Origin of the sequence: Paenibacillus amylolyticus (assembly GCF_036894225.1) — a bacterium.
Taxonomy (GTDB): domain Bacteria; phylum Bacillota; class Bacilli; order Paenibacillales; family Paenibacillaceae; genus Paenibacillus; species Paenibacillus amylolyticus.
This window is the reverse complement of record NZ_CP145892.1, coordinates 2,484,751-2,502,743: the sequence shown is the minus strand read 5'-3', so window position 1 is coordinate 2,502,743 and position 17,993 is coordinate 2,484,751. Positions and strand designations below refer to the sequence as shown.

At 45.2% G+C, this 17,993-nt stretch carries 17 protein-coding genes; 1 reads left to right on the top strand and 16 read right to left on the bottom strand.

Annotated features, from left to right (window positions below; all coding sequences use genetic code 11):
- Nucleotides 1-361: 361 nt before the first annotated feature.
- The 3 genes from ylqF to rplS all read right to left on the bottom strand — a co-directional run bounded on the left by ylqF (nucleotide 362) and on the right by rplS (nucleotide 2,575).
- Nucleotides 362-1,225 (bottom strand): ribosome biogenesis GTPase YlqF, encoded by an 864-nt coding sequence (gene ylqF, locus V6668_RS11295; protein WP_036670353.1) that lies wholly within the window; start codon nucleotides 1,223-1,225, stop codon nucleotides 362-364.
- 30 nt (nucleotides 1,226-1,255) lie between these two features.
- The gene (lepB, locus tag V6668_RS11290) at nucleotides 1,256-1,876 is read right to left on the bottom strand and encodes a signal peptidase I (RefSeq protein WP_047842465.1); all 621 of its coding nucleotides are present in this window, start codon (nucleotides 1,874-1,876) and stop codon (nucleotides 1,256-1,258) included.
- Nucleotides 1,877-2,233: 357 nt separating this feature from the next.
- Nucleotides 2,234-2,575, bottom strand: a complete 342-nt coding sequence (gene rplS / locus V6668_RS11285) for a 50S ribosomal protein L19 (RefSeq protein ID WP_017689212.1) — start codon at nucleotides 2,573-2,575, stop codon at nucleotides 2,234-2,236.
- Between the two features lie 357 nt (nucleotides 2,576-2,932).
- Here rplS and V6668_RS11280 point away from each other — a divergent pair, with 357 nt between their 5' ends.
- On the top strand, nucleotides 2,933-3,835 hold the full coding sequence (locus V6668_RS11280; protein ID WP_338708456.1) for a polysaccharide deacetylase family protein: 903 nt from the start codon (nucleotides 2,933-2,935) through the stop codon (nucleotides 3,833-3,835).
- 3 nt (nucleotides 3,836-3,838) lie between these two features.
- Here V6668_RS11280 and V6668_RS11275 read toward each other — a convergent pair whose 3' ends face one another.
- The 13 genes from V6668_RS11275 to fabF form a co-directional block, all read right to left on the bottom strand.
- A complete protein-coding gene (locus V6668_RS11275) occupies nucleotides 3,839-5,086 on the bottom strand; it encodes a hypothetical protein (protein ID WP_076326824.1) in 1,248 nt (415 codons plus the stop codon).
- Nucleotides 5,087-5,240: 154 nt separating this feature from the next.
- On the bottom strand, nucleotides 5,241-5,615 hold the full coding sequence (locus V6668_RS11270; RefSeq protein WP_036609452.1) for a VOC family protein: 375 nt from the start codon (nucleotides 5,613-5,615) through the stop codon (nucleotides 5,241-5,243).
- A 181-nt stretch (nucleotides 5,616-5,796) separates the two neighbouring features.
- Nucleotides 5,797-6,570, bottom strand: coding sequence for a tRNA (guanosine(37)-N1)-methyltransferase TrmD (trmD, locus tag V6668_RS11265; protein WP_338708454.1), 774 nt, complete (start codon nucleotides 6,568-6,570; stop codon nucleotides 5,797-5,799).
- 1 nt (nucleotide 6,571) lies between these two features.
- Nucleotides 6,572-7,084 (bottom strand): ribosome maturation factor RimM, encoded by a 513-nt coding sequence (rimM, locus tag V6668_RS11260; RefSeq protein ID WP_036609454.1) that lies wholly within the window; start codon nucleotides 7,082-7,084, stop codon nucleotides 6,572-6,574.
- A 301-nt stretch (nucleotides 7,085-7,385) separates the two neighbouring features.
- Nucleotides 7,386-7,616 (bottom strand): KH domain-containing protein, encoded by a 231-nt coding sequence (locus V6668_RS11255; protein ID WP_017689218.1) that lies wholly within the window; start codon nucleotides 7,614-7,616, stop codon nucleotides 7,386-7,388.
- A 23-nt stretch (nucleotides 7,617-7,639) separates the two neighbouring features.
- Nucleotides 7,640-7,912, bottom strand: a complete 273-nt coding sequence (gene rpsP / locus V6668_RS11250) for a 30S ribosomal protein S16 (protein WP_017689219.1) — start codon at nucleotides 7,910-7,912, stop codon at nucleotides 7,640-7,642.
- Between the two features lie 53 nt (nucleotides 7,913-7,965).
- The gene (gene ffh, locus V6668_RS11245) at nucleotides 7,966-9,345 is read right to left on the bottom strand and encodes a signal recognition particle protein (protein ID WP_017689220.1); all 1,380 of its coding nucleotides are present in this window, start codon (nucleotides 9,343-9,345) and stop codon (nucleotides 7,966-7,968) included.
- A 63-nt stretch (nucleotides 9,346-9,408) separates the two neighbouring features.
- Nucleotides 9,409-9,759 (bottom strand): YlxM family DNA-binding protein, encoded by a 351-nt coding sequence (gene ylxM, locus V6668_RS11240; RefSeq protein WP_017689221.1) that lies wholly within the window; start codon nucleotides 9,757-9,759, stop codon nucleotides 9,409-9,411.
- 262 nt (nucleotides 9,760-10,021) lie between these two features.
- The gene (trhA, locus tag V6668_RS11235; RefSeq protein WP_338708453.1) at nucleotides 10,022-10,669 is read right to left on the bottom strand and encodes a PAQR family membrane homeostasis protein TrhA; all 648 of its coding nucleotides are present in this window, start codon (nucleotides 10,667-10,669) and stop codon (nucleotides 10,022-10,024) included.
- 146 nt (nucleotides 10,670-10,815) lie between these two features.
- On the bottom strand, nucleotides 10,816-11,829 hold the full coding sequence (ftsY, locus tag V6668_RS11230) for a signal recognition particle-docking protein FtsY (protein ID WP_036609455.1): 1,014 nt from the start codon (nucleotides 11,827-11,829) through the stop codon (nucleotides 10,816-10,818).
- A 108-nt stretch (nucleotides 11,830-11,937) separates the two neighbouring features.
- A complete protein-coding gene (gene smc / locus V6668_RS11225) occupies nucleotides 11,938-15,507 on the bottom strand; it encodes a chromosome segregation protein SMC (protein WP_036609457.1) in 3,570 nt (1,189 codons plus the stop codon).
- Nucleotides 15,508-15,878: 371 nt separating this feature from the next.
- Entirely contained in the window at nucleotides 15,879-16,583 is a 705-nt protein-coding gene (gene rnc / locus V6668_RS11220) for a ribonuclease III (RefSeq protein ID WP_036670338.1), read from the bottom strand.
- 13 nt (nucleotides 16,584-16,596) lie between these two features.
- Nucleotides 16,597-17,835 carry a beta-ketoacyl-ACP synthase II gene (gene fabF, locus V6668_RS11215; protein ID WP_036609459.1) on the bottom strand — a complete coding sequence of 413 codons (1,239 nt, stop codon included), beginning with the start codon at nucleotides 17,833-17,835 and terminating at the stop codon, nucleotides 16,597-16,599.
- Nucleotides 17,836-17,993: the final 158 nt, after the last annotated feature.

The following is a 17,993-nucleotide window of genomic DNA, read 5'->3' as shown; positions in this document are numbered from 1 at the left end:
CTCTCTCAGTAAAACTTTTCCTTGAGATTTACAATATAAAGATAGTGATGTCTTCATTTATCGGTATTTGATGGTTTAAATTGAATATATCAGACCTCGTCTAATTTAAATTGCACCACCATTTATCATAGCACGATTTAGATGCACCTGATATATAGGTCAGCCAATTCCATAAAGCGTACTGTTCTTCAAACCTCTTCCATTTTATCGTTTTCTACGTATGTTCCAGCTCTACTTCCGCGTTTGTATACACAAAAAACGACCGCTCCCGGTAATCCGGTAACGGCCGCTTCTTTCGGCACTTGTATATATGAAATGAACAAATGAAGACAATGATCTTCATCGTGTAGAGTCCATTTTTTTAATAGGGAGCTTCCATAGAGAAACGTCCCATTTTACCCGCTCGCAGTTCACGCAGAAATGCTCGTGATGCCTTTTCCAGATCAATACGTCCACCGCTTACAACACATCCACGGATACGGCCGACTTGTTCCATAATTGCAATAACACTGTCTGAATCATCTGCATCCTTGGAGAACTCCTGAAGTCCGTATCTCTCTTCAAGGGCGTCCCAGTAATAACGCATCAGGTAACTGATTCCAAAAAAGGCGATATCCTCTGCATTCAAAATTTCCTCTTTGATCGCACCAGTTACGGCAAGACGATAACCTACATTTTGATCTTCGAACTTAGGCCAAAGAATACCTGGAGTATCCAATAACTCCATTTCTTTGCCTACCTTGATCCACTGTTGCCCCTTCGTCACACCAGGACGATCTCCTGTTAACGCAATACTACGTCCAGCCAGTCGGTTAATCAGTGTTGATTTACCTACATTGGGAATCCCTACGATCAACCCGCGAACCGCACGAGGATTAATCCCTTTAGCAATTTGACGGTCAATTTTTTCTTTAAGAAGAAGCTTGGCCTGCACGGGAATATCTTTAACATTGGTTCCCGTCGAAGCATCTACAGGAAAAGCGGTAATTCCTTCTTTTTTGAAATATTCAATCCATTCTTGCGTCACTTTTGCATCTGCCAAATCCGATTTGTTCAACAAAATCATCCGGGGTTTATCCAGCAATATTTCGTCAATCATTGGATTACGACTGGAGACAGGCAGACGGGCATCCAATAGTTCGATGACCACGTCGATGAGCTTTAACTTATCCTGAATCTGGCGTCTGGCTCGAGTCATATGACCTGGAAACCATTGTATCGTCAACTTGTCTTCACCTCATTAATTACTTCAATTTCAGTGGTTGATCCACTTAATCTCACCGATCGGCCAGAAAATCACATCTGCACGACCAATAATATCTTTTAACGAAACATAACCGATCATACGGCTGTCTGTACTATTTGGACGGTTATCTCCCATGACAAACACATGACCTGCCGGCACTTTGCCATCAGGGAACTGTTCATTCGGGAAATCCTTCACGTTATAGGTTCCACCATTTGCTTCAGCTGCATCAATGGCTCCTTGAATATACGTTTCATCAACCTTTTTACCGTTAACCATCACGGTATCGTCTTGAACCTCAACGGTATCACCTTCTACAGCAATAACACGTTTAATGAAATCTCGACCTTCGGATGGTACGTGGAAGACGATAACTTCACCGCGCTTCGGTTCTCTGATATCATATAAGATTTCGTTGACGATCACACGTTCACCCGTTTCAAAGTTCGGCTGCATGGACGGACCGTCCACAACAAACGGTTTGAAGAGCAACCACCGAATGAGAATGACGAGAACTAATGCGATAACAATGGCTTTAAGCCATTCAACAATTTCATTTTTGGCTTTTTTGGATCGACTGTTTTTCTCTTCGGCAGGATTGCCCTGGTCATGTTGAACTTCTTGTTCCATTCAAGATCTTCCTCTCTTCACAGTACATGTTTATAGCAGTACACACATCCAGCATTCTGTATCGTTCCAATAACTCAATGGATGGATACAAAACATTCACATCAGTTATGTAATCTTACACCAAGCATTACAGTACATTTAATCCACAATTCAAATGCCTTCAAGAGGTTGTTCAAAAAGTCGGTACTGAAACCGGTCTTTTGAACACGCACTTCAATAACTGATTTTACAATCCTCCCGGACTATTCCCCGCATGTGTTGCCATACCATTTTACTCGGAAGTGTACCTCCGGTTCAACTTTTCCCGGACAAAAACGAAAAGGGCTTGTCTCCAAGCCCTTCCCGGTATCCGTTATATTAACGAATTTCTTTAATTCTCGCTGCTTTACCGCGTAGTTCACGAAGATAATAAAGCTTCGCACGACGAACTTTACCACGGCGAGCCACTTCGATTCTATCGATTTTAGGGGAATGAAGCGGGAAAGCTCTTTCCACACCTACACCGTAAGAAATTTTACGAACTGTAAAAGTCTCACTGATTCCACCACCACGGCGTTTAATCACAACACCTTCGAACAATTGGATACGCTCGCGAGTTCCCTCGATTACCTTAACGTGCACTTTCAAAGTGTCACCAGGACGAAAACTCGGAAGATCCTTGCGAAGTTGTTCTTGTGTAATCGCTTGAACGATATTCATCTATGACTCCCTCCTTCCATACAGGCGTTCATACTTCTTCCAGAGATCACCTTGTCTCCTTCATCATCCATAGAGGACCGCCGTATTCCACATAACAGACTTATTGTATCACGCAGCATATCAAAACACAAGAGAAATTAAACAAATGCCTATTGTTCAATCTGCCACTCTGAAACTCATCCATCACATGTTAACTTCATTCTAAAATACATTCTCCCGTATGGAAAGTGAATCAACGCTCTCATCTGCAAGTCAACCTGATACAGGAAAAAATACTGTAACTTCCAGTGTAGTAATATCGTCTATGATATAACTTATTGACCACTTTAAAAGGAGAATCCCAAGACTTATGAAATATTGGAAAAGATCACACTTGCCCTACTCGCCATGCTCACATGCTCCATTACACTATATTCATATGCCGTAACTCACCCAACGAATGCACTGTCACACAAAGCCTGCACATCCTGGGACATAGTCAAACGCAAAGCATTCGAGCTGTCACACACTGACTTCTCTAACCAATCTGTGCTGATGTATCATTACATAGAGCCCAAACTGAATAATCACGAGACAGATAATAAATCCATCATTAATCTGGAGGATTTTGAGCAAAATATGAAATACCTGCATGATGAAGGCTACCGCACGATTACATTGAATCAGCTTGAACAATATGTTAGCGGGAAGATTTCCCTGCCACAGAAGTCCATTGTAATTACCTTTGATGACGGATACCAGAACAATTATACTTTAGCTTACCCTGTGCTTCAGAAATATAATTTTCATGCCTCGCTGTTTGTCATAGGCAGTAAAATTCAAGATCAACCTTCGGAATTTGAGCCCGCCATTAACAGTTTCATCTCCAAACCAGAGATGCAGGCAGCAACTGACGTATTTGAATTCAATAGCCATACCTATAACCTGCATCACAAGGGATTTATGCGCTGTGGTAACAGTGTTCCTGTCGGTCTGGACACCAGTCTTCTGGATGATGATATCCAGCATATGAAGCAAACCGGAAAAGACACACCTTATTTGGCCTATCCTTTTGGTTATACCAGCACACAGATGATCTACAAGTTACAGCAACATGGATATCGCATGGCTTTTACCGTAAAGTCTGGATTTGTGCATCCAGGAGATCATCCCATGAAGCTGCCTCGCTTGACGGTCACGACAGGTACTGATTTGGCGACCTTGCTTCAACCCGAATCCAGTCCGCAGAACGAACCATTTGCATCGGAGAATGACCAGTAAAACCTAGATTTTAACTTCACCGCCCGGATACAGAGTCGAGTTATACAGCCTTTTAAGCTGTGGCTTGGCTCTTTTTGCATCGGTAAGTGATAATGTCATCGGAGAGCTGGAATAAATCACTGCTTCCTCTGCGTCATAGATGATGATCTGTTCTTTCCCCGTCTGAACCAGGTCTGCATGTACCGCATATCCCTCTTTCGGGAATTCAGTAACCGTTTTCATATCTCCATCTACCAAAGAAGGCAACACATCTCCACCTCTACGATACGCCAAAATATAATCGAGTCCACCTTCATCCCAGTTACATACAGGCTCTATAATGGTTAACCAGCCAGGAGTCGTGCGGTTTTCTTTCCATATTTCTTGCCCTGCGCTATCCAGCATGAACATTCCATCCTTACCATTCTCATCCCCACGGACAATCCGGTCCAGACCTGCAATCTGTAAACCTATCATTCCAGTACAAAAATGGCCTAATGCAATATGCTGTGATTCAATCGAATCTTCATAACGCCACTTCTCATTACCATAGCGGTCCATCATGACCGTAACACTGCCACCGATAACAATCTCGACTTCCCCATCACCATCAACGTCGCTAAACCATATACAGTCAGCATGATCATCGAGATTATGACAAGACCATAACAACGTCCCATCATGATCCAGCATGTCATATCCGGCCATCACTTCATCTTTCCCATCTCCATCGATGTCATATACCCATGGAAAATGTCCCGGATTCCCTTCATGCTTCCATAACAAATTAAAATCATGGTCGAGTGCCCATAACGTCTTATAGCGGTCTTTCAGTATAATGTCCATTTTCTGCTGGTTACCCGTCAGGTTGGTGAGAATAATGCAGTCATGTGCTTCATCACCTGGCAGATCACGTGTTTCTTTAATCTCTCCGGTCCGGCCATCCAACACCAGAAATTGTTTGTCCATGACACACAATACTTCATTATTTCCATCTCCATCCCAATCTGCTACCTGAGCGGGATAGTCTGAACCCGGACCCCCTGCATCGGGATCAGGAGTTCCGACCTGCCATAGTAATGTTCCTTCCAGATCAAATGCAGTCAAACAACATACCTGATGCGGGACGTACCGATCGTCTATACCCCCATCTGCCTGTACCAGCAACATTTCAAGTCTGCTATCCCCGTTTAGATCTCCCAAAAGCATTTTGCAGCGTTCTCCGGCTTGGCTAATATTTAGTCTGGCGATTTCATAAGGCTGAATGCTCATCATCTTCCTCCTCAGCTTATCGTTGTTATTCAAATCCAGCTGAGTTCACCATAAAGAAAACCCCTGTTTTTTACAACCCTATTATGTGGTCATGCAAAAATGTTCAAAACTGCAAAAAAGTGCCTACGTAATTAAACGATTTAAACGAATGATTTTAAGCCCACTCTAAAAACTCAAGACGATTGCCAAAAGGATCATTTATATAGAAACGTCTTACACCTTCATCTGCCCTTGCTTCGTCATCGACAATATGAATTTGGTTATGAATGAGATGATCACGCAACTGATCCAAATGTTGTACATGAAAAGCCGGATGAGCTTTTGTGGCGGGAATAAAATCTTTTTGTACGCCAATATGCACTTGGTGTCTACCACACTCGAACCATACACCACCCCGTTTTCTCAGAATTTCAGGTTTGGGAATCTCCGTCCAGCCCAGTACTTTATGGAAAAAATGACGTGCCTCCGCTTCACAAGATTCAGGTGCTGCGAGCTGAATATGATCAAGACCAATAATATTGTAAGTCATTCATACACCGCCTTTGGTTTCATTTAGTGAAACTGAGTTTTAAAATATACCTCCATTTTATAGAATAACCCATTGAATATCCAGCTTTCTTTACAAAACACATAAGAAAAGCCAACCTTTGGTATCAAGGTTGGCTTTTTCAAACTCTATAAAAAGATATATTTACGTGTTTATACGATACTTATACATACTCTGTGTTATGTTTACGGTTTGAGCGTATCTTTTTCAACCAAATACGTTCTTTATCCGTCAAATCAGCCGTTTCCAACATCTCCGGTCTGCGCTCCAGCGTACGAAGCAACGACTGTTCTCTACGCCATGCCTCAATGTTCAGATGATGTCCCGACAACAGCATATCCGGTACTTTCATGCCCCTAAACTCGGGTGGACGTGTGTAGTGTGGATATTCGAGGAGTCCAGTACTGAATGAATCCGTCACAGCACTTGTCTCATTGCCAAGCACACCGGGAATAAGACGTACGATGCTGTCGATCGCAACCATAGCAGGCAATTCCCCACCAGTGAGCACGTAATCACCAATGGATAGTTCATCCGTCACGAGAAATTCGCGAATTCGCTCATCGTAACCTTCATAATGTCCACATATAAAAATCAGATGATCTTCCTGTACAAGTTCTTCTGCTTTTTTCTGTGTAAACGTCTCACCTTGCGGACACATTAAAATGATACGTGGAGCTTTCATGGTTGCCGCGGCTTCTCCGCGTTGCTCCAGTACATCTTCAACAGCAGCAAAGATCGGATCTGGTTTTAGCACCATGCCTCCACCCCCACCGTAAGGAGCATCATCGACCGTATTATGTTTATTTGTGGCATAATTACGGAAGTTGGTTGCACCGAGGGACACCAGCCCCTTCGTTTGGGCTTTACCCAGAATGCTTGCTCCGAATACGCCATCAAACATCTCCGGGAATAGTGTTAATACATCCACTTTCATGTTACAGCAGCCCTTCCATCAGGTGAATCTTCACTTGCTGCTGTTCGATGTCCACATCAAGTACTACATCATCAATAACGGGAATCAGCACTTCTTTACCTGCTGGCGTTTTGACAACCCATACATCATTGGCACCCGGAGTCAAAATTTCAGAGATAGTTCCAAGCGTTTCACCCTCTTCGGTGATAACCGAACACCCAACGATTTGATGGAAGTAGTATTCACCTTCCTCCAGCTCAGCGAGGTTCTCTTTTAACACTTTGGCCATACCGCCTTTAAACTTCTCTACTTCATTAATATTGCCATACTCTTTCAGACGAAGAATATACATATTTTTATGCAAACGTGCAGATTCCACGTTAACCATGACTGGATGATTATCTGGTGTAAAGAAAAACAACTCTGCATTTTTCGCGAAACGCACTTCCGGGAAATCGGTTATAGGCATGATTCTCACCTCACCGCGAATTCCATGCGTATTAACGATTTTACCTACATTCATAAACTCTGCCATACGTTCCTCCTACGAAATTAAATCAAACTAAACAGCTACTTCGACTCTCGTACGGTCGTTCCGGCGACGGTTCGTTCTTTCGATCGCTGTTACCCCCTCATTTTTCGAACTTACTTTAAAAGGTGAAAATGAGGTGATAAAGGCGAACGCTGACGCTTCTCCAGAATCGATCCCGTCCCCTGCACTGCTCCGAAGTCACTCATACCCAAAATATTTTAATTCAATATCTAATTCAACATATTAAGTTCAGCATGCACGAAAAGGGGCTAGGACATGCATCCTAACCCCCTTTCGTATATCTTTAAGATATGATATCAACGGTAACCCGTTTATCCATCTTAACTGCTGCTGATGTGACGACCGTACGAAGTGATTTCGCGATTCGTCCTTGTTTACCAATTACCTTCCCGACATCGTCAGGATGAACAGTTAACTCATAAACGACAAGCCGGTCTTTCTCAACCGTCCGAACCGTCACATCTTCCGGATGATCGACTAAAGCCTTAGCAATTATGCTTACTAATTCTTCCATAGATGACCCTCCGAATCAGCACTTTATTTAGATAATTTAGACTCGTGGAACTTCTTCATCACGCCCGCTTTGCTAAGCAAGTTGCGGACAGTGTCAGATGCTTGTGCACCGTTTTGAAGCCATGCCAATGCTTTATCTTCATCGATCTTAACAACAGCCGGTTGTTCAACCGGGTTGTAGTAACCGATCTCCTCGATAAAACGACCGTCACGTGGGGAACGGGAATCCGATACCACTACGCGGTAGAAAGGAGCTTTGTGAGCACCCATACGTTTCAGACGAATACGAACTGCCATTTGAAAATTCACCTCCTTCAATGAAATCTGTATATGATCCAGCTTCGCTTAAATCAACGGAAAGGAAACTTCATTCCTTTACCCATACCTTTAAGCTGCTTCATCGCTTTATTTTTACCGCCGCCTTTAGGTCCCATCATATCCGAGAACTGTTTCATCATGCGGCGCATCTCATCAAATTGCTTGATCAGACGATTTACTTCAGCCAGAGATGTTCCGCTTCCGGTAGCAATACGCTTCCGGCGGCTATGGTTGATCATGTCCGGGTTACGTTTCTCTTCGGTCGTCATTGAGTAAACGATCGCTTCGATCCGGCCCATCTGTTTATCATCAACCTTCAGATCCTTGGCTTGTTTCATCTTGCCCATGCCGGGGATCATATCCATGATCTGATCGATTGGTCCCAGCTTTTTCACTTGATCCATCTGCTCCAGGAAATCTTCAAACGTGAATTCTGCATTACGCATCTTCCGTTCCATTTCCTTGGCTTTATCGGTATCAATGTTTAATTGTGCTTTCTCAATCAGAGATAACATATCACCCATACCGAGGATCCGTGAAGCCATACGTTCCGGGTGGAACGGCTCCAAAGCGTCAAGTTTCTCTCCAAGGGAAGCAAACTTGATTGGACAACCCGTAACTGCTTTGACGGAAAGCGCAGCACCACCACGAGTATCTCCATCCAGCTTTGTCAGGACAACCCCGGTCAGATTAAGCTGCTGGTTAAAGTGTTCTGCTACGTTAACCGCATCCTGACCTGTCATGCTGTCTACGACAAGCAGTACTTCATCCGGATTCACTACGCTGTGAATCTGGCGAAGTTCTTCCATCAGTTCTTCATCAACATGCAGACGTCCAGCTGTATCGATAATAACATAGTCATTACCGTTATCCTTCGCATGTTGAAGACCTTGACGTGCGATCTCAACAGGGCTTGTCTGATCTCCCAGTGTGAATACCGGCGCTTTGATCTGCTCGCCAAGTACTTGCAACTGTTTGATCGCTGCGGGACGATAAATATCTCCTGCAACAAGCAATGGTCTGCTGTTTTGCTTTTGCAGCATTTTAGCCAGTTTACCCGATGTGGTTGTTTTACCAGCACCCTGCAAACCAACCATCATCAGCACCGTAGGCGGTTTGTTCGCTTTAGCCAGTTTCGCTTGGCTTCCACCCATCAAATCCGTTAGTTCCTTGTTAACGATGTCGATGATGACCATTCCTGGCGTGAAGCTCTCCATCACTTCTTTGCCAACAGCCTTCTCTTTCACCTTGGCGATGAATTCCTTGACCACTTTGAAGTTTACATCCGCTTCGAGCAATGCCAGACGTACCTCGCGCATAGCCTCGGCTACATCTTCATCAGACACCTTGCCTTTGCCGCGCAGCTTGCTGAACACATTCTGTAATCGGGTCGTTAATCCTTCAAATGCCATGATCCCACCTCCTTAAGCTTTAATACTGTTTGCAAGACCGATACGTTCCGCTCAGCCAATATTTCATTCACTAAGCTGAGCAACGATATCGTGTATTTGTTTGTTGTTATCAATGGAGACGCCTGCGCGTTCCAATGCATTTTGCAAATCTTCAAGATTGCGATTACGCCGTTCATGCTTTTCTAGCAAGCCCAGCTTGCTTTCGTAATTTTCCAGCACTTGTTCGGCACGCTTGATATGCTCGTATACCGCCTGGCGGCTGATCTCAAACTCGGCTGCAATTTCACCAAGTGAGAAATCGTCATGAAAGTAATACTTTAGAAAAGTCTGCTGTTTCTCGGTAAGTAACAATTCATAAAAAGCAAACAGCAAGTTAATCCGGTTTGTCTTCTCAAGCCGATTTTCTTGACTCACATCGGGGCACTCCCTTCGTCAAGGAAAAACACTTTACACTCTTGCAACGTTCCTAATAATACCTAAAACAAATCAGGTTGTCAAGCAAAAATACTTGTCACAATAAAAACAGCTCTGATGATACGTTATTTCGATGTTTAACGGATGGTTTATACCCTTTTTCACTAGAAGCAAATTCTATCCGTGTCCCTGCGAGCCGCCTCTATGTAGAAGAAAAAACGAATGCGTCTCAGTCCGTGGAGATGCATCCGTCTATGGTGTTCTAACGAAGTGGTGTCAGGTACAGCAGTACCATAAAGAAATGAAGAATACTGCCTGCTAACACAAAGAGATGCCAAATCGCATGGTGGTACGGAAATCCACGCCATACATAAAAGAGCGTACCAAGTGTATACATCAGGCCTCCAGCCACCAGCAACACAATGCCGCCTGTAGGAATGGCCGCCATAAGAGGTTGCCAGGCAATAACGATCAGCCAGCCCATCGCAATATAGAAAATCGTGGACATGAATAGAAACTTTTTCGTAAAAAATGCCTTAAAGATCACGCCGAATAATGCGATACCCCAGATTATACCAAACAGGGTCCATCCAAGTGTACCGCGAACAGCAATAAACAAAAGCGGAGTGTACGATCCCGCAATAAATAAATAAATGGAAGAATGGTCGAAAATCTCAAATAAATCTTTCACTTTTCCATCTTTCCATGCATGCACGAGTGTAGAACTTGTATAGAGCAGCAGCATGGTGATCCCGTAGATCGTGAAACTGACCACATGCCAAGCTGTGCCTTTCATACTTGAAAATACAATCAATATCACCAGTGCAGCTACACTGAGTGCAGCGCCGATTCCATGTGTCACCGCATTGGCGACTTCTTCACGGCGAGAATAGGTATGAGTATTGGCCATTTTCAACCGTCCTTTCTAACCCTTTAACATTGCCTGCTTTATTCCTCCATTATACACGTATTGCCAGTGACATTACACGTGACACTTATCACGTATATCACTGGCAATACGGTTAACATTATTAATTCATTCTATTATTAATGGTTCTAGGAATTAGCTTCCTCTTCTTCAGCACTTTCCGCTGGCTGTTCCTGGATTAATCCGGCGAACAAAGCATGCACAAATTGCTCCGAGTCAAACGGCTGCAGATCATCAATTTTCTCACCCAGTCCTACGAGCTTCACAGGCAAGTCCAGTTCCTGACGGATCGCAACAACGATCCCGCCTTTAGCTGTTCCATCCAGTTTCGTCAGTACGAGGCCTGTTACACCGCTTTTCTCACCGAAAAGTTTAGCCTGGTTCAAAGCATTTTGACCTGTTGTTGCATCCAGTACCATCAGTACTTCATGCGGAGCATCCGGAATTTCACGCTGAATGACACGATAGATCTTGTTAAGCTCGTCCATCAGGTTAGATTTGTTTTGCAGACGACCTGCTGTATCACAGAGCAGAACATCCGCACCCCGTTGTTTCGCTGCTTGTACCGCGTCATACATAACCGCTGCTGGATCAGAACCAGATTGCTGTTTGATCACATCGACACCGGCACGTTGCCCCCATACTTCCAGCTGTTCAATGGCTCCGGCACGGAACGTATCTCCAGCTGCCATGATGACTTTTTTACCTTGTTGTTTAAATCGATGTGCCAGCTTGCCAATCGTTGTTGTTTTACCAACACCGTTAACACCAACGAACAAAATGACGGTAATGCCATCCGGGTTCATTTTCAATTCGTTATTCTGTTCACCGCGAAGAAGACCCGTCAGTTTCTCGGACAATACAGGCTGCAACTCAGCCGCATCCTCAATTTTTCGTTTTTTCACCTCAACGCGCAGGTCTTCGATCAGATTCATGACTGTATTCACACCAACGTCTGCTCCGATCAAAATCTCTTCCAGTTCTTCATAGAACTCTTCATCGATTTTTTTGCGACGGATTACGAGATCCGACACTTTTTCCACTAACCCTTTACGTGTCTTTTCCAATCCATCCTTAAACTGTTTGGTGACCGACTCCGTTTTGCTTGCAATGCTGTCTCTAAGCTTTTTAAAAAAACTCATAAAGCCCCTCCATCGTGTACATAATCTAAGCGCTTTTGCAAAAATGCTCAATCTGAATGATTTTCAATGATTACAATGAGTTCATTTGTCTCGCAAGTTTGGATCAGATCAGGCAATTACTGCTTCCTCATCTTCCAGTTTAACCGAAACAAGCTTGGATACTCCGCCCTCTTCCATCGTAACACCGTACAGCACATCTGCCTCTTCCATCGTACCTTTACGATGGGTAACAACGATAAACTGTGTCTGTTCGGAGAATTCACGCAAGTACTGGGCAAAACGTACCACGTTAGCTTCGTCCAGTGCTGCCTCTACTTCATCCAACACGCAGAATGGTACCGGTTTGACATGCAAAATAGCAAATAATAAAGCCATCGCCGTCAAAGCCCGCTCCCCACCGGATAACAGTTGCAGGTTTTGCAGTTTCTTGCCTGGTGGCTGAGCCACGATATCTATTCCCGTTTCAAGCAAGCGCTCCGGGTCCATCAGAACAAGGTCAGCACGTCCCCCGCCAAACAGCTTGCTAAACACGGTACCGAACTCACGGCGGATGGCATCAAACGTAATCTTGAATCGCTTCGCCATCTCGTCTTCCATTTCCCGAATAACCTGATACAACGTTGTTTTAGCTTCCACCAGGTCATTCTTCTGTTCACTCAGGAATTCGTATCGCTCATTGACTCGCTGGAACTCCTCAATCGCTCCCAGGTTCACATCACCCAGGGCGGATATACTGCGCTTCAGCTTCTGTACCTCTGCCTGTGTATGCTCCACGTCTTCCGGTACAGGATAACGCTCTTTGGCCAGTTCATAGCCCAGTTCGTATTCATCCGTCAGCTTTCGCAGTATATTTTCCAGCTCAACATCCAACCGGTTCACGGAAATTTCCGTCTGTCGCATCTGTTCTTCCACAGCTTTTAACTGCGTGCGCTGTTCCTTCGTTTCGCTCTCGGCAAGCTCAAGCTTTTTCGACAACTCACTTCGGGCAGCACGTTTGAAGTCCAGATCCTGAGAAGCTTCCGCTTTTTTCAGCTTATACTGGTTCAGATCTTCAATCTGTTTAACACTCTCGGTCTGTGTTTTCTTGAGATCTGCTTCCATCGAAGCCAGCAACGTGCGATTCTGACGAAGATCTTTCACCAGCGACTCTACTTCCCGCTCCAGACGTCGCAATTGTTCTCCATTGGAGAATCGCTCCTGATCCAGCTTGCCTTCACGCACTTTCAATTCGGTGAGTTGGCTCTGCAATTCTTCCTTCGCAGATTCATTGGCTTTCCGAGCAAACTCGGCTGCATGAATGGCACGATGAGTCGCTTTTTCTTCCTCTTCAAGCTGCTCCAGCTTCTTCACAGCGACGATCCGAGCCGTATCCAGCTCTTTGATCTCTTCGGTAAAGCCGCTCTTCTCCTGCCCGGCAACGGCAACCTGTTCAAGCACATGGCGAAGCTCATGCTCTACCTGTTTCATTTCCATCGAAGCCTGCTGTTCTGCATTTCGGGTATCATCACCGGACTGACGAAGTTCATCCAGTTTGTCCTGACACTGTTCCAGTTGGACTTTTACATCATCCACACTGCGATGCAGTTTCACGATTTGATTTTCCGTATCCAAAATATCCTGGTCGAGCTGGTCAAGCTGCCGTTTCCGGCTGAGCAGACTCACATTTTTCTTGTGCTGGCTACCACCTGTCATGGAACCACCCGCATTGACCACGTCACCTTCAAGCGTCACAACCCGGAAACGATACTGACAGCGAGCCGCAATTTTATTGGCGACCTCCAACGTTTCGGCAATAATAACATTACCGAGCAAGCTGCCAATGATTGAAGCATATTTGGATTCGAATTGTACAAGATCAGCACCGATCCCCACAAAACCCTCCATACCTTCAATCATAGAACGTTCAGCCGCTCCAATGGCACGAGGACGAATGACATCCAGAGGCAGGAACGTTGCACGCCCCAACTGGCGTTGCTTCAGAAAAGCAATTGCCTGTCTGGAAACTGATTCATTTTCCATGACCACATGCTGCAAGGATGCTCCCATTGCTGTTTCTACCGCAAGTTCGATCTTCTCGGGAACTTTTACGAGTTCAGCCACAGCTCCATGAACACCGCTCAGCGTACCTTTACGTGAAGCCTTGAGAACCTCCTTGACACCCAGCATGAATCCGTCAAAATCATCCTGCATCTCTTTCATCGTATCGCGGCGGGAGACTTGAGCTTCACGCTTCTGTTCCCATTTACGGACCGTACCCCGACTTTCTTCGAGCAGCTTCTGCAGCGACTGAAGTCGTTCACTTTCCGTAATGTAACCACCACGTAGATCACTGATTTCTTTGCCCAAGCGAACAACTTTTTTCTCAATGTCCGTTTTGCGACTCTCCAGTGTCTCTTTCTGCTCTTCCCATTTGCCTGATTCTTCAGCCGCGCGATTCATTCTGCGCTCCAGCGTTTCTTTCTGCTGATCCACATAACGAATTTCATTGCGTGTCTGAGCCATCTGATTCATCAGTTCCAGCAAATTGCCTTTGAGGCTTTCCTCTTGCTGCTGACTAATGCCACCTGTGACACCGATGAGTTTGGCTTCTTCCTGAGACAACTGATTTCTCACATCATTCAGTTCATGCTCAAGCTTGCCAAACTTCTCACGCAGTGCAAGCAGCTCGGTTTCCCGTTCGCGATGTCTCTCTTCACTGGCGGCAAGCGTTACTTTGAGCTGCTCCTGATTTGTTTGCAGATGGTGCGAGCGCTCCTTGAGCAATTCTCCAAGTCCTTCACTTTTCTCCGTCGCTTCACTGAATTGCAATAAAGCAGCTTGCAGTTGCTCTGTCTCTGTCTCCAGGATACGCAGCGCATTCCGATCATTTTCCAGCTTGGCATCATGCGTAGAGACAATCGCTGCGAGTCCAACCTCTTCCTGTTTTAGCGATTGCAGGCGCTCATTTGCCTTACTCCAGGAAGCATGAATCTGTTCGATCTGGTACACATACATGGAAATTTCCTGCGATTTGAGCTGAGAACGAAGTTCCTTATAGTGGATCGCTTTCTCCGATTGTTCCTTCAGCGGACCAATCTGATCTTCCAGTTCAGTCACCAGATCATGAATACGCAGCAAATTCTGCTCTGTCTCATCCAGTTTGCGCGTCGCATCCCGCTTGCGGGATTTATATTTAACGATACCTGAAGCTTCTTCAAAGATACCTCTGCGATCCTCTGAACGGGTACTCAGAATCTCTTCGATTCGCCCCTGTCCAATAATCGAGTAGGCTTCCTTACCGATGCCGGTATCCATAAACAACTCCGTGATATCCTTCAAACGACAAGATTGTTTGTTGATAAAATATTCACTATCTCCGCTGCGATGTACACGACGAGTCACCGTCACCTCACCGAAATCCAATGCAAGTGCGTGATCCTCGTTATCAAGCGTTAGCGACACCTCACCGAAATTAACGGCCTTCCGTGCGTCACTGCCTGCAAAGATGATATCTTCCATCTTGCCACCACGCAGCGACTTGGCACTTTGTTCCCCCAGAACCCAGCGGATTCCGTCCGATATATTACTCTTTCCACTTCCGTTCGGACCTACAACAGCCGTAATGCCACGAACGAACTCCATCTCCGTTTTGTCGGCGAATGACTTGAATCCACCCAATTCAATCCGTTTTAAAAACATAGGGTTTCTCGTCACCTCCTCTTGCAAATTTCAAGTATTGCATTCAAGCGCCTAAATAAAATGAACTATTGTCATTACACATGACTACTTCGATTGCAGTACCATCCTCCGATCGCCCTTATCCCCAGATTTTCTTGATTCCCTTATCCAAGGGAAAAATCCGTTGATAAATGCGCACGCTTCGCTTCTTCAGATTGGTTCTGCACTCTTCGTTTTGTGTAAAATAACGTTCACTTATTTAGTTAACGATCAGGTAACCTTCTCCTGAACCTCTTTACAAAAAAAAGAGCAAAAAGCAGTCCGGCCGATTACTTCCGCCGGGGCGGACCCGCGGGCTGCTCTTTGCTCTTCGTTTGTCTATGCGCTATCGGTTAAGCTCCGGCTTCCGGAAGCTTCAGTCGATCAAGTGCTGCAGATGCAGCCTGTTGTTCCGCTTCCTTTTTGGAACGTCCTGTACCTCTGCCAAGTCGTTCTTGACCCATATGGACCTCCGAGACAAACTCACGTTCATGGGCAGGTCCCCGTTCCTCAACGATACGGTATTCCAAAGCTCCCATATTGTGATGCTGAGTAAGTTCCTGCAGTTCCGTTTTGTAATCACTCATTTGCAGCTTGCTGCCCAATACAATTAATGGGAAGACATGCTGATCAAGAAATGTCCGAACAGGCGCAAGCCCCTGATCCAGATACAATGCACCAATGAAAGATTCAAACACATCTGCAAGCAGAGCCGGCCGTGTCCGTCCTCCAGTTAGTTCCTCACCTTTACCAAGAAGTACATACTGCCCAAAACCCAACGCTTCAGCAAATTTGACGAGGGAAGGCTCACAGACAATGGATGCCCGCAGCTTAGTTAATTCACCTTCCGGACGGTTAGGATACAAATGATACAAGTACTCCGATACAGTCAGTTCCAGCACGGCATCGCCCAGAAACTCCAGACGCTCATTGTCCTGATGCTGACTGAACCGGTGTTCGTTTACATAAGAAGCATGGGTAAACGCTTGTTTTAAAAGCTGCCTGTTGTCAAATTTGATTTGAAGTTTATGTTGTAACTGCTTCAGATCTTCACTCAAACGAACTAGCCCCTTATGCTTCAAATTTTTTGAGAATAATGGTGGCATTGTGACCGCCGAATCCAAATGAATTGGACATGGCAATATTAACTTTGGTTTGACGTGGAACATTTGGTACATAATCCAGATCACATTCCGGGTCCTGATTTTCCAGGTTAATCGTTGGAGCCAGTGTCTGATGTGTCAGTGACAATCCGCAGATAACCGCTTCTACACCACCAGCAGCACCAAGCATGTGGCCCGTCATGGATTTAGTGGAACTCACAGCGAGCTTGTACGCATGATCACCAAACGCCTTTTTGATCGCAAGCGTTTCGGATCTGTCGCCTACAGGCGTCGAAGTTCCGTGTGCATTAATGTAGTCCACTTCTTCAGGCTCAATGCCCGCATTACGAAGTGCCATCTTCATGCAACGTGCTGCTCCGTCCGGATCTGGTTCTGTCATGTGATGTGCATCGCCTGTCAGACCGTAACCGATCACTTCACCATAAATGCGTGCACCACGTTTTTGAGCATGTTCCAGGGATTCCAGAATCATAACACCAGCGCCTTCGCCCATAACAAAACCATCACGTTCTGTATCAAAAGGACGGCTTGACTTCGCAGGATCATCATTACGTGTAGACATTGCGCGCATCGCACAGAACCCTGCAAGACCCGTTGGTCTGATTGTTGCTTCCGCACCACCACAGATCATGGCATCTGCATCACCATTGGCAATCAGCTTGAAGGAATCTCCGATGGAGTGTGTACCTGTTGCACAAGCGGTAACAACGTTAATGTTAGGACCTTTGGCACCAAGAGAAATGGACATTTGGCCTGAAGCCATGTTGGAGATCATCATGGGAATAAAGAATGGGCTTACCCGTTTTGGACCTTTTTGCAACAATGCATTATGTTGGTCCTCCCACGTACCCAATCCACCAATACCTGATCCGATGGATACACCGAAACGCTCTGCATCAATATTCTCGTTAATTTTCAGACCACTGTCTTCAACGGCTTTGAAGCCGGCTGCCACAGCGAACTGTACAAAACGGTCCATTTTGCGAGCATCCTTGCGATCCATATATTCTTCCGGGTTGAAATCCTTGATCTCGGCTGCAATCTGTGTCGTGTATTCACTAACATCAAACGCCTCAATCTGAGAAATTCCGGACTTTCCTGCCATTAAACTGCCCCAGAACGTTTCCAAATCTTTTCCGAGCGATGTCATTACGCCCATTCCGGTAATTACTACTCTTTGTTTCAAACCGAGTCACCTCTATATCGACTGCATTACGCAAGTATTTTGTGGGAATATCCGCAAACAGACATCTACTCAACCAAGATAGCCTGCTTGAGTAGAGCTGCATGCGGAATGAGAAAAACCAATGAATGATGAGAAGTCCCGCCTGTTCGAAAACATGT